The organism is Agromyces sp. NPDC058064 (assembly GCF_042885275.1).
Lineage (GTDB): Bacteria > Actinomycetota > Actinomycetes > Actinomycetales > Microbacteriaceae > Agromyces.
Genome location: NZ_JBHVSE010000002.1, coordinates 313,212 through 339,337, shown reverse-complemented (window position 1 = coordinate 339,337; position 26,126 = coordinate 313,212). Strand labels below are relative to the sequence as shown.

Below are 26,126 nucleotides of genomic sequence, written 5' to 3'. Positions count from 1 at the left end.
CGGTGCGCGATCGCCGGGAGGACGACGAAGGGCGGGTGCCGGAGCACCCGCCCTTCGGGATCGGTCGCCGCGTGCGCGGCACCCGACTACGCGCCGAGGCGCGCCTTGAGGTTCGCGTCGATCGAGTTCAGGAACTCCTCGGTCGTCTGGTAGCCCTGCTCGGGGCCGACGAGCAGCGCGAGGTCCTTCGTCATTGCGCCCGACTCGACCGTCTTGATGACGACGTCCTCGAGGGTCGCGGCGAAGTCGATGAGCTCCTGGTTGCCGTCGAGCTTGCCGCGGTGCGCGAGACCGCGCGTCCAGGCGTAGATCGAGGCGATCGGGTTCGTCGAGGTGGGCTTGCCCTGCTGGTGCTGGCGGTAGTGGCGCGTGACCGTGCCGTGGGCCGCCTCGGCCTCGACGACCTTGCCGTCGGGCGTCGCGAGCACCGAGGTCATGAGGCCGAGCGAGCCGAAGCCCTGTGCGACGGTGTCGGACTGCACGTCGCCGTCGTAGTTCTTGCAGGCCCAGACGTAGCCGCCCTCCCACTTGAGGCTGGCCGCGACCATGTCGTCGATGAGGCGGTGCTCGTAGGTGAGGCCGGCCTCGTCGAACTTCGCCTTGAACTCGGTGTCGAAGACCTCCTGGAACAGGTCCTTGAAGCGACCGTCGTAGGCCTTCAGGATCGTGTTCTTCGTCGAGAGGTAGACCGGGTAGTTGCGCGAGAGGCCGTAGTTGAGCGAGGCGCGCGCGAAGTCCTTGATGGACTCGTCGAGGTTGTACATGCCCATCGCGACGCCCGAGCCCGGCGACTGGAAGACCTCGAACTGCTGGGGCTCCGAGCCGTCCTTCGGGGTGAAGGTCATCGTGAGGGTGCCCTCGCCCTCGAAGCGGAAGTCGGTGGCGCGGTACTGGTCGCCGAAGGCGTGGCGGCCGACGATGATCGGCTTGTTCCAGCCGGGCACGAGGCGGGGGATGTTCGAGATGATGATCGGCTCGCGGAAGATGACGCCGCCGAGGATGTTGCGGATGGTGCCGTTGGGCGAGCGCCACATCTTCTTGAGGCCGAACTCCTCGACGCGCGCCTCGTCGGGGGTGATCGTCGCGCACTTGACGCCGACGCCGTGCTTCTGGATGGCGTGCGCCGCGTCGACCGTGATCTGGTCGTCGGTCTCGTCGCGCTTCTGGATCGAGAGGTCGTAGTACTCGAGGTTCACGTCGAGATACGGGTGGATGAGCTGGTCCTTGATGGCCTGCCAGATGATGCGGGTCATCTCGTCGCCGTCGAGCTCGACGACCGTGCCTTCAACCTTGATCTTGGACAAGTTGAGTTCTCCTTGGATCTCTCGGGGAATTTGAGGAAGTCTCGTGGGCGGACACGCCGTCTGCCAGCTTACCGCGTCGGCAGAATATCTCGACATCGAGACAATGGACCGCGGAATGGAGCGGGCGGGCGGCCCCGACGCGGCCGGCTCGGGGTCGACTCAGGGACATCCCGGCTACCGACCTCGGGGATCACGGGTTAGCCTTGGCGCTATGGCTGAGCTGAGACTGGAAGACCTGTCCGCGTCGAACATCGTGGCCGCGAACACATTGTCGCTGAAGCCCGGCCAGGAGCAGTTCATCGCGCCGGTCACCTACTCGGCGGAGGCCTCGGTCGTGAATCCCGAGACCGCCTGGCAGCGCGTCGCCCTGCAGGGCGACCGCGTCGTCGGCTTCATCCACGGCAACTTCGACCCCGAGAACCCGCACGAGGAGTTCCGCGCCTGCATCTGGCGCATCAACGTCGACGCCGACGTGCAGGGCAAGGGCGTCGGCCGCTTCCTCGCGACCGCGCTCGCCGAGGAGGCCAAGCGACGCGGCTTCGACCGCATCACCGTGCTGTGGGAGCCCGGCGACGAGGGCCCCGAGGCGTTCTTCCACCGCGTGGGCTTCGCCGACATCGGCGAGACCGCCTACGGCGACGTGATCGGCGCGCTCGAGCTCTGACCCGGTGGCCCGCGCACTCCCCGAGCATCCGCCTGGGTTCGTCGATGCGGTGCTCGCCGTCGTCGACGACATCCCGCCGGGCTGCGTCGCCACCTACGGCGACGTCGCGGCGATGCTCGGGTCGCGCGGCGCGCGCGCCGTCGGCCAGGTGATGGCGAGGTACGGCGCGGATGTCCCGTGGTGGCGCGTCATCCGCGCAGGCGGACGACCGCCGGCGGGCCACGCCGAGCGGGCCCGAACGCACTACGAGCTCGAGGGCACCCCGCTCCGCCCCTCGTCCGACGACGACGGCTACCGCATCGACCTGTCCGCGGCGCGCTGGCGGCCCTGACCGCGTCGGCCGGCTCCCGCCGCCGGACGCGGCGCCCGGCTCACCCCGCCGAGGCCGTCGGGATCCGCACGGTGATGGTGGTGCCCGCCCCGGCGGGGCTCTCCACCGTCAGCTGGCCGCCGACGGCGTCGACGCGGTCGGCGATGCCGAGCATGCCGCTGCCGTCGGGCGAGGCGCCGCCGACGCCGTTGTCGCGCACGACGAGCTCGAGCACGCCGTCGACGAGATGGGCTCGCACCCAGCCGCGCGTCGCCTGCGCGTGCTTCGCGACGTTCGCGAGCGCCTCGGCCACGACGAAGTAGGCGGTCGACTCGATGACCTCGGGCAGCCGCCCCTCGGCCTGCACGTCGATCTCGAAGGGCACCGGGCAGCGACCGGCGAGCTCGGGCACGGCGAGCGCGAGCCCGCCGGAGGAGAGCAGCGACGGGTGGATGCCGTGGGCGAGCTCGCGCAGCTCCTTCAGCGCGTCGTTCAGCATCGCGATGTTGCCGTCGAGCTCGACGCCGAGCGGCTCGACCCCCCGGTCGCGCGCCTGGTTCGCGGCGAGCCGCAGCCGCATGCCGAGCGAGACGAGGTGCTGCTGCGCCCCGTCGTGGAGGTCGCGCTCGATGCGGCGACGCGCCTCGTCGCCGGCCTCGACGATGCGCGCACGGGACTGGCGCACCTGCTCGAGGGTGCGCTCGATCTCGGAGCGCAGGCGCCCGTTGTCGACCGAGAGCCGGAGCGCGCTCGACACCCCGTCGAGCAGGCGCATGTTGTCGGTGAGCACCCGGTCGTGGCGGATGAGCGCGATCGGCATGCCCGTCGGCGAGGCGACCGGGAGCAGGCTGTGGTCGCCGTTCCGGTCGGCGGGGTCGTGCTCGATGGGGTCGCCCGCGGCATCCGCGTACCGCCCCCGCTCCTCGTCCCACCAGTAGACCCGCACGGAGGCGTCGCGGAGGGTCCGCGCGAGCGACTCGGCCCAGAGTCCGCGATCGGCGCCCTCGCGCGTGATGCGCATGAGGTCGGCGACGCGGGCGCGCATGTTGCGCGTGTGCGAGATGCCGGCCACGAAGCTCACGGGGATCGAGGCGATCGCGACGAGCGACACGGTCGCGAGCACCTGCGGGGCGGTCGCGTTGGCCGCGTAGGTCACGGCCTGCGCGGCGAGCGTCGTCGCCCAGGCGAGCAGCGCCAGCGGCATGAGGAAGGCGACCGTCCGCGCGGGCACGCTGCCGCGGATCCAGCGGACGAGGAAGCGACCGGCGATGACGAGCGCGAGCAGCACGCCGATGAGGCGGTAGCCGATGTCGATGACGCCGGCCACGACGGGCGCGTCCATGATGCGGTACGGGTTCGGCGCGCAGTCGCAGAGCGCGGCGGGCGGCTCGGCGAGGAGCACGGTGCCGAGCAGGTAGGTGACCGAGGCGACGAGCGCGATGGCGCCGATCACGCGGGCGAAGCGGTCGCCGAAGTCGCCGCGCGGGTAGAGCAGCACGAGGATGCCGGTGAGCAGGCCCCACCAGAGGTGCACGCCGTACAGCAGCGGCCAGAGCCAGCCCAGGTCCTCGATGACGCGGAGGAAGGTGAGCGGGATCCACACGACCGGGAAGAGCACCATGAGGCGCGCCGGCACCCGCGAGGGCCCGATCGACCACGCGACGCCCGCGCACGCGGCGAACACGAGCGGGACGATCGCGTGCAGCGTGACGTAGCTCACCTCGGGGCGCTCCGCCTCCGTGGACGCGATGAACCCCGTGATCTCCATCGTGAGGCTCAGTGCGACGACCGACGCGATCGCGATCGTGCGTTTGATGATCCGGCCGCGTCGGCCGGGGGCCATCACCTCGCGCCGAGGAGCGTCAGCACCGCGAGCACCCGCCGGTGGTGTTCGGGCGACTCCTCGAGGTCGAGCTTCTGCAGGATCGAGCGCACGTGCGTCTCGACGGTCTTCAGGCCGAGGAAGAGGGTCTGGGCGATGCCGCCGTTCGAGTACCCCTGGGCCATCAGCTCGAGCACCGATCGCTCGCGCTCGGTGAGTCGCGAGAGCGGGTCGTCGGCGCGGGTGCGCTGCACGAGCTGCTCGACGACCTCGGGGTCGACGACCGAACCGCCCGAGGCGACCGTCTCGACGGCCCGCACGAGGGTCTGCGGCTCGGAGACCCGCTCCTTCAGGAGGTAGCCGGTGCCGCTGCCGGCGCCCATCACGCGCAGGGCGTACTCGGGCGTCGCGTACATCGAGAGCAGCAGGACCCCGATCGTCGACCCGCTCGCGCGCAGCGACTCGAGTGCGAGGATGCCCTCGTCGCGGTAGCTCGGCGGCATGCGGATGTCGAGCACGGCCGCGTCGACCCCGCCGGCGCGCACGACCTCGACGAGCTCCTCGCCCGTGCCGACCGAGGCGACGACCTCGAGGCCCCCGCCCTCGAGCACCTTCGCGATGCCCTCGCGGAGGAGCAGTGCATCGTCGGCGATGGCGACGCGAAGCGGTCGGGACGTCTCGTCCATGGGCACCTCCACACCGTCGACCCGGGGCGCCGAACCGATTGGATCCGAGCCGTGAAACGGGCACGGGCGACCGAACCGGTCGCCCCCGCCTTTCGTGACTGTACCGCGTTCGACCGCTGCGCCGCTCCCCCGCTTCAGGGGGTACCCGGATCCCCTCGGCCTCGCGACGTGGCAGGCTGCCCGTGCGACGTGCGTGCCGCCGACGGCTCAGGGTGAACACCCAGCCCGAATCGTGGACGGTCCTGATCCGGCCGGCCCCTCGCTCGGCCAGCATCGGTCCCATGTTCGGCGCAACCCTCACCCCCATCGCCTCCGCCCAGGAGCGCACCGCCCGTTCCCGGCCGCGCGGCCCCCGCCCGCTGCCGGCCCCCGAGCTCCCGCCGCATCGCGAGCTGGTGCGCCGCGGACTCGCCGGTCACGCCTCCCGCATCAGGCTCGCCGAGCTCGTCGCGGCGCACGGCAGCCCCCTGCTGGTGCTCGACACCGATCGCGTCACGACCCAGCTGCTCGCACTGCGGCGGGAGCTGCCTGGCGTGCACCTCCACTTCGCGCTCGCCGCGCTCCCGCACCCGGCCGCGATCCGGGCGGCGCACGCCTTCGGCGCCGGCTTCGACGTCGCCTCGCGCGGCGAGGTCACGCTGCTCGAGCGCGAGGGCGTCCCCCTGCGGCACGTCGTGCACACCAACCCCGTCAGGCGCGTCGACGACCTCACGAGCGCCTACCTCCGAGGCATCCGCACCTTCGTCGTCGACGCCGCCTCGGAGGTCGCCAAGTTCGCGGGGCTCCCCCGCGACGTCGCCGTGCTCGTGCGGCTCGCGTTCCCCGGCTCCGAGGCCGGGGCGTCCGCCGGGTCCGGCATCTCCGTCGAGGACGCGCCCGCGCTCGTCGCCCACTGCCGACGGGTCGGGCTCCGGGTCGCGGGGTTCGCCTTCCACCTGGGCGACCGTCAGGTCGACCCCGCCGTGTGGGAGCGCGCGATCCGCGGCTCGCTCGCGCTGGTCCGCTCGCTCGAGCGCCGGCACGGCACCCGGTTCGAGATGCTCGACTTCGGCGGCGGGCTGCCCTCCGCCGCCGACCGGGCCGCCCTCGGCGCCGTCACCGCACGCATCCGTGCGGCGATCGCGGCGGCGCCCGCGCACCTGCGGCTCGTCATCGCGCCGGGGCGGTTCATCGCCGAGCCGGCCATGACCCTCGTCGCGCGCGTCGTCGATCGCGCCGACCGCGCCGACGGACGATGGCTCGCCCTCGACGGCGGCCCGCACGGCCTCGGCGGGGCGCTGCGCCACGACGCCGACGGCCCGCTCGTCTTCGCCGCCGAGGAGCTCGGCGGCCAGCAGGTCGTCGACGGCGCGGCCGAGCGCGCCACCCGCCGGCTGCTCACGCGCGACCGGGTGCCGACGACCCTCGCGGGCCCGGTGGACGACCGTCGCGAGGTCATCGCCCCGCGTCGCCCGCTGCCGCCGATGGAGGTCGGGGACCTCGTCGTGATCCCCTCGGTCGGCGCCTACGCGCTCCGGCCCGCGATCGGCTTCGACGGCAGCGCGGCGGCGCCCGTGGTGGTCGTCCCGCGGTGAGGCGGTCGGCGCACGACGACGGATGCCTCGCGCCCCGGGTGGGGCGCGAGGCATCCGTCATGCCGTGAGCTCGCGGAGCACCGCGCGAGCGCTCAGACCAGCGAGTCCCGCCAGGCCGCGTGCAGCGCGGCGAAGCGGCCGGTGCCGCCGATGAGCTCGGCGGGCGCGCCGTCCTCGACGATGCGCCCGTGCTCCATCACGAGCACGCGGTCGGCGATCGAGACGGTCGAGAGCCGGTGCGCGATGATGACGGCCGTGCGGTCGGCGAGGAGCTTCGTCAGCCCCTCCTGCACGAGCCGCTCGCTCGGGATGTCGAGCGAGCTCGTCGCCTCGTCGAGGATGAGCACCGCGGGGTTCGCGAGGAACGCGCGGGCGAACGAGATCAGCTGGCGCTGGCCGGCGCTCACCCGGCCGCCGCGCTTGTTCACGTCGGTGTCGTAGCCGTTCGGCAGCCCCTCGATGAACTCGTGGGCGCCGACCGCCTGCGCCGCGCGCACGATCTCGTCGAACGTCGCGTCGGGCTTGCCGAGCGCGATGTTGTCGGCGACCGAGCCCGAGAAGAGGTACGCCTCCTGCGTGACCATGACGATCGCGCGGCGGAGGTCCTTCGGGTGGAGGTCGCTGAGCGAGACCCCGTCGAGCGAGACGACGCCGTCGCTCGGGTCGTAGAAGCGCGCGATGAGCTTCGCGAGCGTCGACTTGCCCGCACCCGTCGACCCGACGAGGGCGATCGTCTGGCCGGCCGGCACGTCGAGGTCGAAGCGGGGCAGGATGACCCGGCCCTGCGTGTACGCGAACTCGACGCCGTCGAAGCGCACGCGGCCCTCCGCGTTCCAGAGGTCGACCGGCTTCGCGGGGTCGGGCACGCTCGGCTCCTCCTCGAGCACGCCCGAGATCTTCTCGAGCGCGGACGAGGCCGACTGGTACCCGTTGTAGAACATGGCCAGGTCCTCCATCGGGTCGAAGAACCGCTTCGTGTAGAGCACCGCCGCGAGGAGCACCCCGACCCCGAGCGAGCCGTCGATGACGCGGAACCCGCCGAGCACGATCGCCACCGCGACCGCCGTGTTGCCGATGAGCGCGAGGCCCGGGTTGAACACGACGAAGAGGCCGAGCACCTTGGCGTTGACGTCGCGGTAGTCCTCGACGAGGCCGCCGAACTCCTGCTCGTTGCGGCGCTCCTTGCGGAACGCCTGCACCGCGCGGATGCCCGTCATCGTCTCGACGAACTGCACGATGAGCTTCGCCGACGCGACCCGCGAGCGCCGGAACAGCGTCTGCGACCGAACCTGGAACCACCGGGTGAGCACGCCGAGCGGGATGAGTGCGACGAGCAGCACGAACCCCGACGGCGCGTCGATGATGAACAGCATGATCGCGGTGAACACCATGTACATGAGCCCGCGGACGAGCAGCGTGAGCCCCTCGTCCATGAGCTCGCGGATCGCGTCGAGGTCGCTCGTCTGCCGCGAGATGATGCGGCCCGAGGTGTACGACTCGTGGAACTCGAGCGAGAGCTTCTGCGTGTGCAGGAACACCCGCGTGCGGAGGTCGATCAGCACGGCCTGCGAGACGCGCGCCGACAGCCGGATGTAGACCGCGATGAGGAACGCGCCCACCACGCCGGTGACGAGGTACGCGACGCCGGCGAAGGCGGCGGGCCACCAGTTCTGCTCGACGAGCGCCGGGATGCCCTGATCGATGCCGTAGGCGATGATCGCGGGGCCCGCGACCTGCGCCGCCGACGAGACGACGACCGCGGCCGCGGTCAGCCAGAGCTTGCCCGTGAGGGGCTTGAGCAGCGATCCCAGCAGACGCCGCGACCGCAGGCGGATGTGACGCGACTCGGCCTTCGAGTACTCGTCGCGCTCTTCACCCTGTACTCCGGTGACGCTCATGATGCCGCCTCCTCTCGCATCGGTACGGATGCTTCGTCCGCATCGCCCACGCCGTGACGACGCTCGTCCTCCTCGAGGCTCGAGATGACGAAGCGGTAGTGCTCGCTCTCGCGGAGCAGTTCGGAATGGGTGCCGACGGCCGTGACCCGGCCGTCTTCGAGGAGCGCCACCCGGTCGGCCATCATGACCGTCGACGGGCGGTGCGCCACGATCAGCGCGGTCGTGTCGGCGAGCACCGAGCGCAGTTCGGCCTCGACCTTCGCCTCGGTCGCGACGTCGAGCGCCGAGAGCGGGTCGTCGAGCACCAGCACGGCGGGCTTCGCCGCGACCGCACGGGCGAGCGCGAGCCGCTGCCGCTGCCCGCCCGAGAGGCTCATGCCCTCTTCTCCGACCTTCGTGTCGACGCCCTCGGGGAGGTCGTAGGCGAAGCCGGCCTGCGCGATGCGCAGCGCCTCGTCGAGCACCCGCTCGGCCTCGGCCGTCACGCCGGGCTCGTCGACCGCGAGCTCGGGCCGGCCGAGCAGCACGTTCTCGCGGACGGAGGCGCTGAAGAGCGTCGCATCCTCGAACGCCATCGCGATGTGGCTGCGCAGCTCTTCGCGGGTGAACGCGCGCACGTCGACGCCGTCGAGCTCGACCGAGCCGCCGGTGACGTCGTAGAGCCGAGTGGTGAGCGCGGTCATCGTCGTCTTGCCCGAGCCGGTGAGGCCGACGAGCGCCATCGTCTCCCCCGGCTCGACGACGAGGTCGACGCCGTCGAGCAGGTCGCCGAAGCGCTCGGGCGAGTCCTGGTAGCGGAAGTGCACGCCCGTGAAGGCGAGCTCGCCGCGCGGCCGCTCGTCGTGCTTCGGCTCGGCGGGGTCGACGATCGTGTTCTCGCTGTCGAGGATGTCGAAGAAGCGGTCGGTCGCCGTACGGGCGTCGAGCGCGAACGCGAGCATGAACCCGATCGACTCGATCGGCCACGCGAGCACCGTCGCGGTGGCGAAGAACGCGACGAGCTCACCGACCGTGAGCTGGCCGTTGGCCGCGAGCCAGATGCCGAGCACGAGGCAGATCGCGAGCGCGACCGTCGGCACGACGATGATCCACACCCAGATGTTCGCGTCGAGTCGGGCCTTCTCGATCTCGGTCGAGCGCAGCGACTCGGCCCGCGCCCGGAAGCTCGTCAAGGCGTGCTTGCCGCGCCCGAACGCCTTGAGCACGCGGATGCCGTGCACCGACTCCTCGACCGCGGTCGCGAGGTCGCCCTGCTGGTCCTGGCTGAGGCGCGACTGCTCGGAGTATCGGCCCTCGAACTTCCATCCGGCCCACCAGAGCGGCGTCGTGCACACGAGGAAGATGAGGCCCAGCATCCAGTTCATCGACATGAGGATGCCGACGCCGACCACGATGATCACGAGGTTCGCACCGGTCAGCACGAGGCCGAAGCTCAACCAACGCCGGATGAGGCCGAGGTCGCTCACCGCGCGCGAGAGCAGCTGGCCGCTCGGCCAGCGGTCGTGGAAGCTCACGGGCAGGTCCTGCAGCTTCGCGTAGAGGGCGTTGCGCATGCGCGCCTCGACCTTGGTGCCCGGCCCGACGACGAGCCAGCGGCGCAGCGCGTAGAGCAGCGACTCGGCGGCGCCGAGGCCGAAGACGAGGAGCGCCAGCGGGATGACGGCGTCGGCCTCGCCGTCGGCGAGCGGGCCGTCGACGATCTGCTGGAGGACCTGCGGGATCGTCAGCGCGATGAGCTGCGCGACGAGCGCGGCGGCCATGCTCGCGCCGAACGCCGGCATCGCGGGCCCCGCGTATTCGCGAAGGCGCCAGAGCGCGCGGAGCGCCCCGAGCTGCTCGTGCGCGGGTGGTTCGGTCGCAGCGGGCTGCTGCGGCTGGACGGTGTCGGACAAAGCCGGGTTCCTCTCGGAGGAGTGGCCGATGGGGTCGCGGCGCGACCGGGCACGGCGTGGAGTGAACGGAGATCATGGACGCGGGACACGCGTCGGGCGCGGCACGGCCGCGCAACGTGCAGGCTGAGCGCCTGCGGGGCTGTCGGGGGCGCTACCCCGCGGACGGCACGACCGGGGACGGACGGCGGGCAGCGCCATCGACCGCGACCTGGCGGGCGTTGATGTCTGTCTGCATGGTGTCCTCCTGCGTCATCGTCTTCGATACCCTCGAGGCCGCCCGCGTAGGGATGCGGCGGCCAGCCCTTCAGAATATGGGGATCTCGCGCTGGTATGCAAGACCGGCTTCGGGAGTAGAGTGTCCGAATTCGTCGCCACGCGGGACCGCGTGCCGCCGCCGCATCGAGGCGACCGCATGCCAGGCCCTGCACCGCCCGCGTGTCGTCCCGATCGATGAGGAGAGCCCGCGTGGGAACTGCACGGACGGCGTTCGCCCGCGCGAACGCCCGTCTCGGGGTGCTCGGCGGCATCGCGGCCGTGGTGCTGCTGCTCTCCGGCTTCGGCACGGCGGCGCTCGACACCCTCGCCGGGGCCGCGACGAGCGGGCTCCGCACGGGCCTCGAGTCCGCGACCGGCGTCGCCGGCGCGGCGCGCTGGCAGATCCGGCTCGCGAGCGACGCGGCCGCCCAGTCCGAGGCGGCCGCCGCGGTGCTCGACCGCATGATCGTGCCGCACGGCGCGAGCTGGCAGCGGAGCGCGCAGGCGCTGCCGTCGCCGGCGAGCGCCGGCGACGAGGACTTCGAGGCCGTGCTCACCGCCGACCCCGCCCTCGCGGACCGTGCGGAACTCCTCGCGGGCGAGTGGCCCGGCGCCGGCACGTCGACCGAGGACGCGAGCGCGCAGGGTGCGGTGCCGACCGCGGTCAACGCGGCCGCCGCGACGGCGCTCGGCCTCGAGCCGGGCTCGCTCGTGACGGTCGACGACGGCCCGGCGCTGCTCGTCGTCGGCGTCTGGGAGCCCCGCGACCCGACTGACCCGTTGTGGTTCGGCGAGGCGGTCGTGGCGACCGGCGTCGCCGACGGGGGCGCCGGCCCGTTCCTCGTGGACGAGGCCGCCGTCGTCGCGGCGCCCTCCGCCGCGATCGTGCGCTGGACCGCGATCGTCGACCCCGCGACGACGTCGCCCGACGAGGCGGCCGCCCTGCGTGCGGCGCTGCCCGACGTCGAGCCGGCCCTCCGCAACCAGGACGACCTCGGCACGAGCGGGCTGGCCGCGTCCGGCGGCCTCCACGGCACGCTGAGCCGCCTGCTCGCGGGGCTCGGCGCCGTGCGCGCGCTCGCCCCGGTGCCGGTGCTGCTGCTCGCCATCGCCGGCATCGCGGCGCTCTCCCGCCTCGCCGCGCTCCTCGGGGCTGCGCGCCGCGGCGAGACCCTCCTGCTCCGCGCGCGCGGGGCCTCGGCGACGCGCCTCGCCCGCGACACGGCGGTGGAGGTGCTCGCGGTGGGCGTGCCGGCCGCGGCGATCGGCGCCGCCGCTGCGGCGATCGTCCTCTCGACGCTGCGCCCGGGCGAGGCCCGCGACGCCGCCATCGGCTGGCTCGTCGCGGCGGCGAGCGTCGTGATCGCGGTGCTGCTCGTCTCCGGCCGCGCGTTCGGCGACGCGCGTCGACCGGTCCAGCGCGGTTCGGGCGACGAACAGGGCCGGATGCCGCGGACCGCCGTCGCGGGCGGCGTCGTGCTGATCGCGGTCGCCGCCGCGATCTCCCTCTGGCAGTTCCGCCTCTACGGCTCGCCCCTCGTGGCCGGCGCCTCGGGCGCGGTCGAGGTCGATCCGCTCGCGGTGCTCGCACCCGTGCTCGTGCTGCTCGCGCTGTCGCTCCTCGCACTCGGCCTCTCCCGCCCGATCGGGGCGCTCTTCGAGCGGCTGGCCGCCGCCCGGCCCGCGCTGATCCCGGCCCTGCCGATGCGGCAGCTCGCGCGACGCGGCTCCCTCTTCGCCTCCGCCTCCCTCGTCACGATGCTCGCCGTCGCCGGCCTCACCCTCGCGGCGGTGTTCGCGGGCGCCTGGCAATCCGTCGACCGTCAGGCCTCGGCGCTCGCGACCGGCGGCGACGTCCGCGTCTCGTTCCCCGGGCGCGACGTCGTCCGCGGCGTCGACCCGCTCGCATCGGGCGAGCTCTTCGCCGAGGTCCCCGGCGTCGTCGCCGACGGCCCGGTGTTCCGCGGCGAGGTGCGACTCGGCTCCGACGCCGCGACCCTGGTCGCCGCGCCCGCGAGCGGGTTCGAGGCGATCGCCCCGGGCACCGGCCTCGCACGAGCCGCCGGCGAACTCGCCCCGTCCGCCGAGGCGGCGGCGGTGCCGCTGCCCGACGAGGCCGCCACGCTCGAGATCGAGGTCGGCGTCCGCGCTCCCGGCGGCACGCCGGGGCGGGTCGGCGTCTGGGTGTGGCTCCTCACCGACGACGGCGCCGCGACGCGCCTGCCCGCGGGCTCGGTCGGCATCGCCGAGAGCGGCGGCCTCGCCCGACTCGAGCTCCCCGACGCCCCCGGCCTCCGCCTCCTCGGCCTCACGGCAGGCCTGGTCGACTCGCCCGGCGCCCGCGGCGTGCAGGCCTCGTTCGGCGGCATCGGCGTCGACGGCGAGACCCCGTCGCGCGAGCTCGCCGGCGCGTTCGAGACGGTCGAGCTCTCCGCGAGCGACCCCGAGGTGCGGGCGCCCCTCGCCGGCGGCGGCGAACCGCTGCAGATCGTGCTCGGCTCCGAGCTCGCGAACCGGATATCGGCTGAGGCCGGCGACGAGGTGGACTTCCGGATCGTGACGGGCGGCGCCGAGATCGACGCCGTCGTCGTCGGGGTCGTCCCCGCCGTGCCCACCGCCGGCGGCGACGCGATCCTCGCCGATCTCGGCGCGCTCGAGCGCGCCGCCTTCGACACCGGGGCCGGTGTTCCTCAGTTCGGCGAGCGCTGGCTCGCGTCGAGCGACCCGTCGGCCACCTCGGAGTCGATCGATCGCGGGCAGCGCACCGCCGCGACCTCGACGACGCGGGCCGACGCCTCCTCGGCCGAGCTCATCACCCCGGCGATCGCGACCTTCTGGCTCGGTGCGGCCGGCGCCCTGCTGTTCGCCCTGATCGCGCTCACGGCGCTCGCGAGCGCGCTCGCCGGCAGCCGATTCGGCGAGATCGTGGTGCTGCGCGTGCTCGGCGTCGCCCCGGGCGTGCAGGCGCGCGCACGTTTCGCCGAGCTCGCCGCGACCGTGCTCGCGGCGATCGCGATGGGCGCCGTCATCGGGGTGGCGACGGCGTGGCTGACGGCACGCGAGCTCGCCCGCGCGACCATCGCCGAGGCCCCGGCCTCGCTCGTGGCGGACTTCGGGTTCGAGCTCTGGCCCTGGCTCGCCGTGCTCGCGGCGTTCATGCTGGTCGCAGCGCTCATCGCGGCGTCGGCGGCGCGCGCGGTCCGACGGACGGCGGGCCGTCCCGGGCTCCGGGAGGAGGAACGATGACCGCGCGGCACCACTCGACGCTGACCTCCGTCGGCCTCTTCCGCCGGCAGTTCTTCGCGGCGCCGTTCGCCTCCGTCATGCTCGCCCTGCTCGTCGCGGCGGGCGCGCTCCTCGCGACCGCGCTCCCCCGGGCCGTCGCGGCGATGCACACCGCGGCGCTCGCCGAGCACCTCGCCGAGTTCCCGGCCCGCGAGCTCGACCTCCTGTCGGCGAACCGTTCCGCCCTCCCCGAGCTCGGGCCGTCGACGGGCGCCACGACGCTCGCCGACGACGTCGACGCCGTGTGGGGCGGGCAGGAGGAGCGCCTCCTCGCGATCCGCGACCAGATGCCCGCCGAGCTCGCCCGCGTGACCGACGACCCCCTGCAGGCGGTCATCGCCGGTCCGAACTCCGCGAAGCCCGACGGCGCGGGCCCCGGCTCGACCGACTACGTGCTCTACGCGGGCTTCGACCCTCGGCTCGACGAGCACATCGAGCTGACGGCGGGCGCCTGGCCGACTGCGCTCGACGCGCCCGAGCCGACCGAACCGACCGAGAGCGACCCGGGCGTACCTGCCGCGTACGAGGAGCCGGCCGGGCCGGCCCCGAGCGCCGAGCCGCTCGAGTTCGTGGCCTCCGAGGCGTTCGCGCGCGAGATGCACTGGGAGATCGGCCAGGAGCGCGGCATCCCGCTCGGCGCCGACTCGCAGCGCGTCGTCCTCGTCGGGACCTTCGCGGCGAAGGACCCCGGCGACGGGTTCTGGACCCACCTGCCCGTCCCGCTCGAACCCTCGGTCGCGTTCACCGCCGACGGCACCCTGCGCATCACCGGGCTCGGCTTCGCGCACCCGAACTCGTGGGCGGCGCTCGAGCGCTCGCAGCTGCCGACCACCCTCGAGATGTGGTTCCCGGTCGCCGACGAGCGCATCCGGGCCGATCGCTCGGCCGAGCTCCGCAGCGACCTCGACGAGTTCACGAGCGTGGGGTATCCGGTCGGATCAGGCGAGTGGGAGTACTACTTCTCGACGATCGGGGTCGTCGGCTTCTCGAGCGGACTCGGCGACGCCCTCGCGACGGCCGCGACGGCGGCCGGAGCGAGCGATACGGTGCTCGCGACCGTCGCCTCGGGCCCCATCGGCGTGATGGTGGCGGTGCTCGTGCTCGGCGCGCGGGTCGTGTTCGAACGGCGCAGGCAGGGGCTCGAGCTGGCCGCGGCCCGCGGTGCGTCGACCGGCCAGCTCCGTGGCATCCTCGCCGTGGAGGGCGCCGTCATCGGCGTGCCCGCCGCCGCGATCGGCGCCGTGCTCGGCACCCTCGCCGTGCCCGCCGACGGCGGCTCGGCCGGGCTCGTGATCGCCGCGCTCTTCGCCCTGACCCCGGCCGCGCTCCTCGTGAGCTCCGCACCCGCCCTGAGCCCGCTCCGCCGCGCCCGCGCCGACTTCGCCGCCCGCGGCGGCGGGCGTCTCAGGTGGATCCTCGAGGCCCTCGTCGCGATCGTCGCCGTCGCGGCGGTGGTGCTCCTCCTCCGGCGCGGCCTCGCGACCTCGGCGGCCGACGTCGGCGTCGATCCGCTGCTCGCGGCGGTGCCGCTGCTCCTCGCCGTGCTCACGTGCCTCATCGTGCTGCGGCTCTACCCGATCCCGCTCGCCGCGATCGTGCGCGCGGCCTCGCGCGGCCGGGGACTCGTGGCGTTCCTCGGCTCGGCCCGGGCGCTCCGCGACCCCTCCGCGGGCGTCGTGCCCGTGCTCACCGTGGTCGTGGGCGTCTCGATCGCGATGTTCTCCGCCGTGCTGCTCGGCACCGTGCAGGCGGGCGTCGACGACGCCGCCGATGCGCGGGTCGGCGCCGACGCCGCCGTGGCGGGCATCCCCTTCACGCTCGAGCAGCAGGAGGCGTTCGCCGACGTGCCCGGGGTCGAGGCGATCGCCCCGGTGTACGCGACGGACTCGATCCAGGTCGGCATCGACGGGCGCCTGCGCACGACGACGCTGATCGTCGTCGACGCCGACGAGATGCGCGCCGTGCAGGCCGGGCGCTCGGGCGCGACCCCGCTGCCCGACGAGCTGTCGGAGACGGGCGCCGACGCCGTCCCCGTCGTCATCTCGAAGGTCATCGCCGACTCCATCGAGGGCGCGGAGGACGTCGAGCTCGACCGGGATGCGTTCGAGGTCGTCGGCGTCGTCGACGGGCGCACCGCGTACTGGCCGCGTACCAGCTGGGTGCTCATGGACCGCGACAACGCCGACGGCTTCGTCGGGACCTTCGTGCCCGATCGCGTGCTCGTCCGGTTCGAGCCCGGCGCCGATGCCGCTGCCGTGACCGCCGAGCTCGGCGAGATCGCGGGCGAGGGCGCCACCGTCACGACGCCGACCATGCTCCGCGACGAACTCGCCGGGGCCTCGGTGACGCAGGGCCTCGTGGTCTCGCTCGTCGGCGCCATCGTGCTGTCGAGCCTGCTCACGGCCCTCGCGATCGTGCTCACGCTCGTGGTCGGGCGGCCCGCCCGGGAACGGCTGCTTCCGCTGCTCACGACGCTCGGCCTGCGTCGTCGAGGTGAGCGCGCGCTCGTCGCGTGGGAGGTCGGCCCGGTCGTGGTCGTGGCCCTCGTCGCGGGCGCGCTGCTCGGCGTCGTGCTGCCGTTCGTGGTACTGCAGGGTATCGACCTGCGCGCCTTCACCGGGGCGGATCAGCAGCCAGGGGTCGTGTTCGACCCGTGGCTGATCGGCGCGGTGCTCGTCGGCTCGGTGGTCGTCACCGGTCTCGCGGTGCTGCTGGCGTCGCGCGTCGGCGGCGAGGCGAGCGCGGCGCGGGCCATGCGCAAGGAAGAGGAGGGCTGACCATGCCGATCGACCAGGAACCGCACATCCTGTGCACCGACCTCGTGCGCATCTTCACCGCCGACGGCGTCGAGGTGCAGGCCCTGCAGGGGCTGAACCTGCGGGTCGAGCCGGGCGAGATGGTCGCCGTCGTCGGGGCCTCGGGCTCGGGCAAGTCGACCCTGCTGACGATCCTCTCGGGGCTCGACACCGCCACGGCGGGTGTCGCCAGGGTCGCGGGCCACGACCTGCTCACGATGGGCTCGCGCGAGCGCGTCGCCTATCGTCGCCGCACCGTCGGCTTCGTGTGGCAGCAGACCTCCCGCAACCTCCTCCCCTACCTCACGGCGGCCGAGAACATCGCGCTCGCGATGAACGTCGCCCGCACGCGCCGCGGGGCCGAACGCGCGCGCCGCGTCGACGAGCTGCTCGAGCTGCTCGAGGTCGGCGCCGAACGCGACCGCCGGCCCGGCGAGCTCTCGGGCGGTCAGCAGCAGCGGGTCGCGATCGCCGTGGCGCTCGCGAACGACCCCCTGGTGCTGCTCGCCGACGAGCCGACCGGCGAGCTCGACGAGGCCATGTCCGCGGCCGTGCTCGAGGCGATGCGGAGCGTCAACGAGGGGCTCGGCGTCACCACGCTCATCGTCACGCACGACCCGACCGTGTCCGGTCACGTCCGCCGCACCGTGCAGATCCGCGACGGCCGCACCTCGACCGAGGTGCTGCGCTCGACGCGCGTCGACGAGCACGGCGAGGAGCAGCACGTCGCCGAGGAGTTCGCGGTGCTCGACCGCGTCGGGCGGCTCCAGCTGCCGCAGGACTTCATGCACAGCCTCGAGCTGCGCGATCGCGTGCGACTCGCGCTCGAGAGCGATCACGTCGGCGTCTGGCCCGGTCATGAGCGACGGCCGGATGCCTCCGCGCCCGCGCCGACAGCGACGCCCGGCGAGGAACCCGCGGCTCCCGCGGCCGGGGCGCGCGGGCGACGGGCGCGGCACGCCGCCGAGCCCACGCCCGCCGCCGAGCCCGCGCCCGAGACCGGGTCCGCGGCATCCGATCGAACCGAGGAGGAGCGATGAGCGCACTGCGCGCAGAATCCGTCAGCCGGGTCTTCGAGGGCCGGGGCGGCGCCGTGCACGCGGTCGACGGCGTGTCGCTCGAGGTGCACCCCGGCGAGCTCGTCGTGGTCACGGGCCGCTCGGGCGCCGGCAAGACGACCCTGCTGAACCTGCTCGGCGGGCTCGACCGGCCGACCTCGGGCACGGTGCGGCTCGGCGACGACGACCTGTCGAAGCTCGGCGAGGAGGCGCTCGCCGCCGTGCGGCGCGACCGGGTCGGCTACGTGTTCCAGTCGTTCGGGCTCATCCCCGTGCTGTCGGCGGCCGAGAACGTCGAGGTGCCGCTCCGGCTCCAGCGCACGCCGCCCGCCGAACGCTCGGCGCGCGTCGCCGGGGCGCTCGAGCTCGTCGGGCTCGGCGGCCACGCCGCCCAGCGGCCGTACGAGTTGTCCGGCGGCCAGCAGCAGCGCGTCGGCATCGCCCGTGCGCTCGCGGCGCGTCCGCAGCTGCTCCTCGCCGACGAGCCCACCGGCCAGCTCGACAGCGGCACGGCGAGCACCGTCATGGACCTCATCGGCGATCTCGTGCACGCGCAGGGCGTCGCCGCCGTCGTCACGACGCACGATGCGGCGCTCGTCAGCCGAGCAGATCGCGTGATCGAGCTGCACGACGGACGCGCGATCGGCTGACCTTCCTGCTGCTCGTGCAGGAGAATTGACGCCATCCTCGCTGTGGGCCAGGGATCGGGCCCCTTCTCCTGCACGAGCAGCACAGCGCCGGCCCCACGCCGCGCAGCGCCGCGCAGCCCAGGGCGTGCCTCAGCGCACCCGGACCGACAGGCAGGTCACGCAGCCCTCGAGCTTCTCGAACTCGCTGATGTCGACGGTCACGACCCGGTAGCCGAGCCCGGCGAGCATCGCCGCGGTCTGCGGCGCCGACGCCGACATGAGCAGCGAGGTCGCCGACAGCGCGACGACCGCGACGCCCTCGGGCTCGGGCACGGGCAGGAACCGCGGGAACAGCTCGGTCACGTCGAGGAGCGCCGGGTCGCCGATCACGGTGCCGTCGGGCAGGGCGGTCGCGGCGCTCTTGAGGTGGAGGGCCTTCGACATCGGCACGCCGACGACGGTGTAGCCGTGCGGTGCGAGGAGCCCGCGGAGCTGGCGGATGCCCTCGGCGTTCGTGCGCGAGGAGGCGCCGACGTAGACGACGTCGCCGACCTTCAGCACGTCGCCGCCGTCGAGGGTGCCCGGGGCCTCGATGCGCGCGACGCTCACGCGCGAGATCGAGCGAACCGCCCGCTCGACGGCCTCGACCTCGGGGCGGCGCGACTCAGCGCCCGGCAGGGTGATCACGGCGAGGTCGTCGAACATCACGACCGTGTCCTCGACGAACACCGAGTCGGCCAGCTCGGGCGCGGCGTCGACCTCGACGGTCTCCCATCCCTCGGCGACGAGGGCGGCGCAGTAGTTGTCCCACTGCTCGTCCGCGAGCGACTGGTCGACGGGACGGCGCTCGACGTGGGTCAGTTCGGCCTCGTCGAGGTTCGAGGCGGGGATGCGCACCAGGGCGATCCGCCGCGGCTCGCGCACCGGCGCGTAGCTCAGCACGCCGTGGACGACGCGGGGCGCGAGCAGCACCTGGCCGAGGACGACGGCGATCACGAAGATCAGGTTGAGGCTCACGAGCGAGCCGATGACGAAGAGGAACGCCTGCGGCCCGAACGGCGAACGGGCGGTCAGGGCGACCATGATCGTCGTCGCGATGAGGGCCGCGAGACAGGCCGAGGTGATGCCCGTGATCAGGGCGAGGAACCACGCGCGCGTGGCGCCGAGCGCGTTCGCGATCGAGAGCAGCGCCCAGGCGAAGAACGCCGCGAGCGCGAAGTGGCCGAACACCTGCGCGAAGACGGTCGGCGACTGGCCGTTGCCGATGAAGAAGGCGAGCACCGCGACGCTCATCGCGATGATCGCGACGACCGCGGCGGAGACGAGGGCCGCCGCCGTCCGGCGCCCGCGCGTCGCGGCGGGCGTGAAGCGGGCCGCGGGGCGGGCTGCGGGCAGGGGGGAAGCCGGCGGGACGGGGGAGGTCATGGCACGAGCCTAGCGGCGCGGGCGGGCGCCGCCTCGCGGTCGACGGCTCCGTCGGCGGGCGGAACGCGTGCGGCGCGGATGTCCGGTGGGCACGCCGCGGCGTGCCCACCGGAGCCGATCAGCGACCGGCGTCGAGGCGGGCGCGGGCGAGGCGCTCGGCGGCGTCGAGCGTCGTCGATCCGGTCGACACGGCGTCCTGCAGCACCGCGGCGACGACGTCGCCGATGCCGGCGATGCGTGCGTCGAGGGCGGCCTGGTCGGCGCCGGGCTGTCCGGCGACGTCGAGGTAGATCACGCCGCCGGCGTTGACGACGAAGTCGGGCGCCCAGACGATGCCGCGGTCGCGCAGCAGCCCGGCCACGTCGCGCGAGGCGAGCTGGTTGTTCGCGGCGCCGACGACGGCGGCGACGCGCAGCTCGCCGACGACCTCGGGCGTGAGCACGCCGCCGAGTCCGCAGGGCACGAAGACGTCGGCCTCGACGCGGTGCGCCTCGGCGGGGTCGACCCATGCGGCGCCGAGCTCGTCGGCGAGCGCACGCTTCGACTCCGCGACATCCGTCACGGTCAGGCGCGCGCCCGCGGCCGCGAGGCTGCGCGCGAGGCGGCCGCCCACCTGGCCGAGACCCGAGATGACGAAGTGGCGGCCGGCGGCGTCCTTCGAGCCGAACACGTGGCCGAGCGTGGCGAGGATCGAGGCGTGCACGCCGGCCGCGGTCGCGTCGGCGGGCTCGCCGACGCCGCCCTGCTCGGGCGGCAGGCCGCAGACGTGCTCGGTGCGCTCGTGCACGACGGCCATGAGCTCGGCGCTCGTGCCGACGTCTTCGGCGGTCATGTAGGCACCGCCGAGCGACTCGACGGCGTCGCCGAGGTCGAGCATCGCGTCGCGGCGCTGCGCCTCGTCGAGCACGACGCCCGACGGAACGACGACGACCGACTTGCCGCCGCCGCGCATGAGGCCGGCGGCCGCGTTCTTCATGGTCATCGCCTGCGAGAGTCGCAGGGCGTCGGCGAGGCCATCGGTCCAGTGCCCGTAGTTCCAGACGCGGGCACCGCCGAGCGCCTGGCCGAGCCGAGTGGAGTGCACGGCGACGATGACGGTGAGGCCGGAGCGGGGACCGCGGGTGATGAGCACCCGTTCGTGGTCGGGGGCGTCGCTCGGCAGGGTGGCGCTGACCTCGGCGACGCGCGCCGGGGCGTGGGTGATCGACATCGATCGTTCTCCTCGAATCATCCGCTTCGTGGGCGGAACCTGGCCCGCGCGTGGTGTGCGCAGGGTCGATTCAAGGGTACCGCCGGGCGGATGCCGCGGGGCGCATGCCCGCTGCGTCCGCCCGTGCTCGCGTCGGCGGACCTTCGGCCATGACTTCGGCGATCACCACGGATGCGGTCACGGCGCCTCGAAGGCATCCGATTCCGCGGCGATCGCCGAAATCGTGGCGTGCGCCGATCAGTGGAAGAAGTGGCGCTCTCCCGTGAAGTACATGGTGACGCCGGCCGCCTTCGCAGCCTCGATCACCTCGTCGTCGCGCACCGAACCGCCGGGCTGCACGACCGCCGTCACACCGCCGTCGAGGAGGATCTGCAGACCGTCGGCGAACGGGAAGAACGCGTCGGATGCCGCGACCGAACCGGCGGCGCGGTCGCCGGCCCGCTCGACCGCGAGCTTGCACGAGTCGACGCGGTTGACCTGCCCCATGCCGACGCCGACCGAGGCGCCGCCCGCAGCGAGCAGGATGCCGTTCGACTTCACCGCACGGCACGCGCGCCAGGCGAACTCGAGATCGGCGAGGGTTGCCTCGTCGGCCGCTTCGCCCGCGGCGAGCGTCCACTCGGAGGCGGGCGCGAAGTGCTGGTCGGCCTGCTGCAGCAGCACGCCGCCCGAGACCTGCTTGAGCTCGACCGCGGTCGGCGCGAAGCCCTCGGGCAGGGTGAGCAGGCGGATGTTCTTCTTCTGCGTGAGCAGCTCGACCGCCTCGGCCTCGAACGCGGGCGCGACGAGCACCTCGGTGAAGATGCCGGCGACCGTCTCGGCCATGGCGAGCGTAACGGTGCGGTTCGCCGCGATCACGCCGCCGTACGCCGAGACGGGGTCGCACTCGTGGGCGCGCCGGTGCGCATCGGCGATGGCGTCCGCCGCGCCGGGCGCGGCGACGGCGATGCCGCAGGGGTTCGCGTGCTTGATGATCGCGACGGCGGGCTCGTCGAAGTCGTAGGCGGCCCGCACCGCGGCATCCGCGTCGACGTAGTTGTTGTAGCTCATCTCCTTGCCGTGCAGCTGCACGGCCTGCGCGATGCCCGGGCGACCGCCCTGCGAGGCGTAGATCGCGGCCTTCTGGTGCGAGTTCTCGCCGTAACGCAGATCGGCGTCCTTCACCCAGGTTCCGCCCACCCACGCCGGGAACGGCGAGACGTCCGCGGGCTGGTCGGGGGCGACGACGCTGCCGATCCAGCTCGCGACCGCGACGTCGTACGAGGCGGTGTGCCGGAACGCCTCGCGCGCGAGCTCGCGCCGCTGCGCGAGGGTCGTGCCGCCCGCGGCGAGCGCGGCCACGACCTCGTCGTAGCGCTCGGGCGAGACCACGACCGCGACGTTCGCGTGGTTCTTCGCGGAGGCGCGCACCATCGCGGGCCCGCCGATGTCGATCTGCTCGACCACGGCGTCGGGCGCGGCGCCCGAGGCGGCCGTCTCGACGAAGGGGTAGAGGTTCACGACGACGAGCTCGTAGGGCGCGATGCCGAGGCCGGCGAGCTCCTGCTCGTGCGACTCGAGGCGCAGGTCGGCGAGGAGACCCGAGTGCACGGCGGGGTGCAGGGTGCGCACCCGGCCGTCGAGGTGCTCGGGGTAGCCCGTGACCTCGGCGATCTGGGTGACCGGCAGGCCCGCGTCGGCGATCGCCTTCGAGGTGCCGCCGGTCGAGACGATCTCGATGCCGGCGCCGACGAGCGCGGTCGCGAGCTCGACGAGGCCGCGCTTGTCGCTCACGGCGATGAGCGCGCGACGCACGGGCACGAGGTCGCGCTCGCGGTAGAGGCTGGGGTCGATGGCGTGGCCGCTCATGATCGTGCGAGGTCCTTCAGGTCGAGGTGCGAATTGGCGATGTCGAGCACGGCCTGGATGAGCAGGCGCCGCTCGACGGGCTTGATGCGGTCGTGCAGGGTCGACTCGGTGTCGTCGGGCAGCACCGGGATGCGCTCCTGCGCGATGATCGGGCCGCCGTCGACGGAGTTGTCGACGACGATCAGGCTCGCGCCCGTCTGCGCGACGCCCGCGGCGAGCGCGTCGCGCACACCGTGCGCGCCCGGGAACTCGGGCAGGTACGCCGGGTGCGTGTTGATGAGCTGCGGCGAGAAGGCGTCGACGACCGCGGGCGGCACGAGCCGCATGAGCCCCGAGAGCACGATGAGGTCGGGCTCCCAGCGACGTACGGCCTCGATGAGGGCGGTGCCCCACGCGTCGCGGTCGGGGTAGGCGGTGTAGGGCACGGTGAAGGTCGGCACGCCGAACTCCTCGCCGAGCACGAGACCGGATGCCTCGCGGTCGGCGCCGATCGCGACGACCCGCGCCGGGAACTCGGCGTCTTCGGCGGCTTCGAGCAGGGCCCGGAGGTTCGAGCCTCCGCCGGAGATGAGGACGACGAGCTTCAGCACCCCTCGAGCCTACCGGCCGACGGAGGCGGCCACGACGGTGCCGGTCGCCGCCTAGCTGCCCGAGTACTCGGGAGCGCGCTCACGGAGGCGCACCCATGCCGCCACGCCGCCCGCGACGGCGCCGATGCCGACGGTCACGGCGGCGACGAGGCCGACGGACCACGGGTCGGGGCCCACGACGGCCAGCCGGCCGGGACCGGCCGCGCCGCCCGACCACCAGGCGAGGAGTCCCATCACGATGCCGGCGACGGCGCCCGCCCCCACGCCGACGGCCACGGGGTACCACCACGGCTCCGAACCGACGTCGCCCCGGGCATCGGTGCCCGCCAGGGTCGCGGCATCGCGCCCGAGCACGAACCACGCGCCCGCGAAGCCGAGCACCACGGGCACGAGGAGCCAGAGCGCCCCGAGCACGGGTGCGTCGGCCGGCAGGGCCCCGAGCAGCGGGATGCCGGGTATGGGCCCGAGCACGGTGCCGCCCGGCGCGACGGTCGTGCCCGCCCCGATCGCGAATCCGGGGCCGAGGAGCCACGCCGCGGCCCAGATCACGAAGTTCGGGATGAACGCGAGCTCGACCACGGTGAGCAGGATGCCGCCGTCGACGCCGGCGCCGAGCGACTGGCCGAGGCCCGCGATCGTCGCGTAGTCGACGGCGATGAGCGCGGCCACGAGCACCGCCGCGACGCCGAGCACGCCGAAGGCGGCCGCGCCGCCGATGCGCGCCGCCCGTCGCACGGCGTCGACCCCGGCCGGCGGGAGGTCGTCGAGGCGCTCGCGCACCCAGCCGCCGGCGAGGTCGCCGAGGTTCGCCTCGCGCAGCGTCTCGAGCACCGCGCCGATGACGACGCCGAGGGCCATGACGAAGGCGGGGAGCACGATCGCCTGCCAGAACGAGGCCCGCGCCGCGTCGGATCCGGCGGCGAGCCCGAGCACCGCGCCGATGAGCGCGTAGACCGCGATCGCCGAGACCGACCCGGTGATCGAGTGCCCGGCGGCGGCCGAGCGCCGGCCGATGCGGCGGCCGACGGCGACCGAGGCGAGGGCGAAGCCGAGCAGCGCGATCGTGATCGGGAACGGATCCCCCGCGCCCGGGAGCGCCATTCGGGCCGCGGTGACGGGGTCGAGCTGGAGCACGAGGTCGACGCCGTGGCCGAGCAGCCAGAGGTCGGCTGCGGCCCGGAAGAACGCGGCGGCATCGACCGCGAGGCCGAAGTGCACCGCCCAGACGATGAGCAGCGGCACGAGCACGACGCCGAGACCGATGAGCGCGGAGACGGCGGCTTCGAGGGCGGCCAGCAGGGCAATCGTCGTACGTCTCATGACCTCGCCGAGCCTAGCGGAACCCGGCGCCGAAGCCGCCCGCCACGGCGGCGGGCGGTCAGTTCGCGCGACCCGGCACGCGTTCGCCCGTCACGAGCGGCCCTCGGTCATGAGCGCTTCGTCCGACTCCTCGTCGGCACCACTCGCGGCGTCCGCGTCGCCGTCACCCGGCTCGACGGTCTCGACGGTCCCGTCCGCCTCGGGCGGCGGCCCCGCCGCATCCGCCACCTCGGGCTCGTCGACCGGTCGACGCAGGATCTCGAGGATGAGGAGGGCGAGGAGCGCGAGGAGCACGGTCGTCACGACGGAGCCCGTCGTCACCGGCCGGTTGAGCAGGATCACGCCGGCGGCGATGACCGCGATCGCCCCGGCGATCAGGCCGTGCGAACGATCGAGCGCGTGGCCGAACGCGCCGGTCGAGAGCCCGTGGCGGTCTCCGGCGCGACGGAGCGCCGCGAACCCGCTGCCGGCGAAGCCGCGGAGCGCCTGCGCAGGCGCCCAGGGCCCGGCGACCCACGCGATGAGCGCCGCGAAGAGGCCGAGCACGAGCAGGGCGACCGTCGTCGAACGCATCGCCTCGGTGAGCTGCGCGTAGATGACGGACGCGGCGTCGCTCGGGATGAGGCTCGGGCTGATGGTCGCGACGAAGATGACCCTGCCGATCTCGAATCCCGCCGCGAGCAGGGCCATCACGAAGGCGAAGCCGCCGGCCGTCCAGACGAAGGCCTTCGATCGACGCTTGGCGACGAGGACGCCCGCGACGAGGAAGGCGAGCGCGACCCACGGCAGCCAGGTGCCGATGCCGACCGCGACCGCGTACATCGTGGTGACCAGGGCGAGGGCGTCGCCCTGGGCGATGACGATGCTCTGCTCGACCACGGGGATCGCGTCGGCGAACCCGACGCCGCGGTCGGCGAGACGCTGCTTCACCGCCTCGATGATCGGGCCGATCTGCACCGACAGCGTGCCGTCGCCGCCGATCTCGAGCATCGCATCGGGGTCGCCCTGCATCGCCGCGACGAACTGCGTGTGGCTCGTCTGCAGCGCCGTGCGCCAGATGTCGGCGAACGCGTCGGAGGCGACGAGCCGGTTGACCACGTCGGCGACGAGCGACTGGAGCCCCTGGGTCGCGGGTGCCTCGAGGAGGCCGAGCGCCGCCTCTGCGCGGGGCGGCAGGTCGAGGGCTCGGATGCCGTCGAAGAGGTCCGCGGTCAGCTGCGGGATGTCGACCTCGCGTTCGATGGCCGCCGTCACCTGGTCGGCGACGAACTCCTGCACCTCGGGGTCCTCGGCGAGCGGGGCGAAGGTCTGCACGAACCGGTCGGTGTCGACGAGCTCGATCCGGGCCCACCCGGCGACGACCGCGACCGGGGCGAGCAGCAGCCCGATCACGACGAGCAGCACGGCGGCCACGGTGCGGCCGCGCCCGCGCCCGCGCGGCTTCTCGACGACGACGGCGGCCGGCGTGCCGGGCACCTCGGTCGTCTCGGCGGTGCGCAGGCGCGCATTCTCGGCCTCGAGCTCGGCGATCCGCGCTTCGAGGTCGGCATTCGTCATCTTC

The 26,126-nt window shown here is 73.8% G+C and carries 18 protein-coding genes; 7 read left to right on the top strand and 11 right to left on the bottom strand.

Going from position 1 to position 26,126, the window contains the following annotated elements; genetic code table 11:
• Window positions 1-86: 86 nt before the first annotated feature.
• Entirely contained in the window at window positions 87-1,304 is a 1,218-nt protein-coding gene (locus ACFVSL_RS07390) for an NADP-dependent isocitrate dehydrogenase (RefSeq protein WP_376944409.1), read from the bottom strand.
• A gap of 211 nt (window positions 1,305-1,515) precedes the next feature.
• Here ACFVSL_RS07390 and ACFVSL_RS07385 point away from each other — a divergent pair, with 211 nt between their 5' ends.
• On the top strand, window positions 1,516-1,968 hold the full coding sequence (locus ACFVSL_RS07385) for a GNAT family N-acetyltransferase (RefSeq protein ID WP_386939806.1): 453 nt from the start codon (window positions 1,516-1,518) through the stop codon (window positions 1,966-1,968).
• 4 nt (window positions 1,969-1,972) lie between these two features.
• A complete protein-coding gene (locus ACFVSL_RS07380) occupies window positions 1,973-2,299 on the top strand; it encodes an MGMT family protein (RefSeq protein WP_386939805.1) in 327 nt (108 codons plus the stop codon).
• A gap of 40 nt (window positions 2,300-2,339) precedes the next feature.
• On the opposite strand, the gene ACFVSL_RS07375 is transcribed toward ACFVSL_RS07380, so the two are convergent.
• Window positions 2,340-4,121: a histidine kinase gene (locus ACFVSL_RS07375; protein ID WP_386939803.1), complete on the bottom strand. Its 1,782-nt coding sequence runs from the start codon at window positions 4,119-4,121 to the stop codon at window positions 2,340-2,342.
• The gene (locus tag ACFVSL_RS07370; protein ID WP_022889806.1) at window positions 4,121-4,786 is read right to left on the bottom strand and encodes a response regulator transcription factor; all 666 of its coding nucleotides are present in this window, start codon (window positions 4,784-4,786) and stop codon (window positions 4,121-4,123) included. The genes ACFVSL_RS07375 and ACFVSL_RS07370 overlap by 1 nt, the downstream gene beginning before the upstream one ends.
• A gap of 281 nt (window positions 4,787-5,067) precedes the next feature.
• Between ACFVSL_RS07370 and ACFVSL_RS07365 the strand changes: the two genes are divergently transcribed.
• Entirely contained in the window at window positions 5,068-6,360 is a 1,293-nt protein-coding gene (locus tag ACFVSL_RS07365) for a hypothetical protein (protein ID WP_386939801.1), read from the top strand.
• Between the two features lie 92 nt (window positions 6,361-6,452).
• On the opposite strand, the gene ACFVSL_RS07360 is transcribed toward ACFVSL_RS07365, so the two are convergent.
• Together ACFVSL_RS07360 and ACFVSL_RS07355 are read right to left on the bottom strand one after the other, a co-directional pair.
• Window positions 6,453-8,258, bottom strand: coding sequence for an ABC transporter ATP-binding protein (locus ACFVSL_RS07360; protein ID WP_386939799.1), 1,806 nt, complete (start codon window positions 8,256-8,258; stop codon window positions 6,453-6,455).
• On the bottom strand, window positions 8,255-10,039 hold the full coding sequence (locus ACFVSL_RS07355) for an ABC transporter ATP-binding protein (protein ID WP_386941121.1): 1,785 nt from the start codon (window positions 10,037-10,039) through the stop codon (window positions 8,255-8,257). Before ACFVSL_RS07355 ends, ACFVSL_RS07360 begins: the two co-directional genes overlap by 4 nt.
• 576 nt (window positions 10,040-10,615) lie before the next feature.
• On the opposite strand from ACFVSL_RS07355, the gene ACFVSL_RS07350 reads away from it, so the two are divergent.
• From ACFVSL_RS07350 to ACFVSL_RS07335, 4 genes are read left to right on the top strand one after another with little or no spacing between them, the layout of a single operon-like run.
• The gene (locus ACFVSL_RS07350) at window positions 10,616-13,651 is read left to right on the top strand and encodes a hypothetical protein (RefSeq protein WP_386939798.1); all 3,036 of its coding nucleotides are present in this window, start codon (window positions 10,616-10,618) and stop codon (window positions 13,649-13,651) included.
• Window positions 13,648-16,467, top strand: a complete 2,820-nt coding sequence (locus tag ACFVSL_RS07345; protein WP_386939796.1) for an ABC transporter permease — start codon at window positions 13,648-13,650, stop codon at window positions 16,465-16,467. Before ACFVSL_RS07350 ends, ACFVSL_RS07345 begins: the two co-directional genes overlap by 4 nt.
• 2 nt (window positions 16,468-16,469) lie before the next feature.
• A complete protein-coding gene (locus tag ACFVSL_RS07340) occupies window positions 16,470-17,525 on the top strand; it encodes an ABC transporter ATP-binding protein (protein WP_386939795.1) in 1,056 nt (351 codons plus the stop codon).
• Window positions 17,522-18,193 (top strand): ABC transporter ATP-binding protein, encoded by a 672-nt coding sequence (locus ACFVSL_RS07335; protein ID WP_386939794.1) that lies wholly within the window; start codon window positions 17,522-17,524, stop codon window positions 18,191-18,193. Before ACFVSL_RS07340 ends, ACFVSL_RS07335 begins: the two co-directional genes overlap by 4 nt.
• A 129-nt stretch (window positions 18,194-18,322) precedes the next feature.
• Here the strand turns inward: ACFVSL_RS07335 and ddaH are convergent, their stop codons facing one another.
• From ddaH to ACFVSL_RS07305, 6 genes are all read right to left on the bottom strand, one after another.
• Window positions 18,323-19,597 carry a dimethylargininase gene (gene ddaH, locus ACFVSL_RS07330; protein WP_386939793.1) on the bottom strand — a complete coding sequence of 425 codons (1,275 nt, stop codon included), beginning with the start codon at window positions 19,595-19,597 and terminating at the stop codon, window positions 18,323-18,325.
• 118 nt (window positions 19,598-19,715) lie between these two features.
• Window positions 19,716-20,807 carry a Glu/Leu/Phe/Val dehydrogenase dimerization domain-containing protein gene (locus ACFVSL_RS07325; protein WP_386939791.1) on the bottom strand — a complete coding sequence of 364 codons (1,092 nt, stop codon included), beginning with the start codon at window positions 20,805-20,807 and terminating at the stop codon, window positions 19,716-19,718.
• A gap of 237 nt (window positions 20,808-21,044) precedes the next feature.
• On the bottom strand, window positions 21,045-22,655 hold the full coding sequence (purH, locus tag ACFVSL_RS07320) for a bifunctional phosphoribosylaminoimidazolecarboxamide formyltransferase/IMP cyclohydrolase (protein ID WP_386939790.1): 1,611 nt from the start codon (window positions 22,653-22,655) through the stop codon (window positions 21,045-21,047).
• Window positions 22,652-23,245 carry a phosphoribosylglycinamide formyltransferase gene (purN, locus tag ACFVSL_RS07315; protein WP_386939788.1) on the bottom strand — a complete coding sequence of 198 codons (594 nt, stop codon included), beginning with the start codon at window positions 23,243-23,245 and terminating at the stop codon, window positions 22,652-22,654. The genes purH and purN overlap by 4 nt, the downstream gene beginning before the upstream one ends.
• 51 nt (window positions 23,246-23,296) lie before the next feature.
• The gene (locus ACFVSL_RS07310; RefSeq protein WP_386939786.1) at window positions 23,297-24,565 is read right to left on the bottom strand and encodes a DUF6350 family protein; all 1,269 of its coding nucleotides are present in this window, start codon (window positions 24,563-24,565) and stop codon (window positions 23,297-23,299) included.
• 90 nt (window positions 24,566-24,655) lie between these two features.
• Window positions 24,656-26,122 (bottom strand): hypothetical protein, encoded by a 1,467-nt coding sequence (locus tag ACFVSL_RS07305; RefSeq protein WP_386939784.1) that lies wholly within the window; start codon window positions 26,120-26,122, stop codon window positions 24,656-24,658.
• Window positions 26,123-26,126 lie beyond the last annotated feature (4 nt).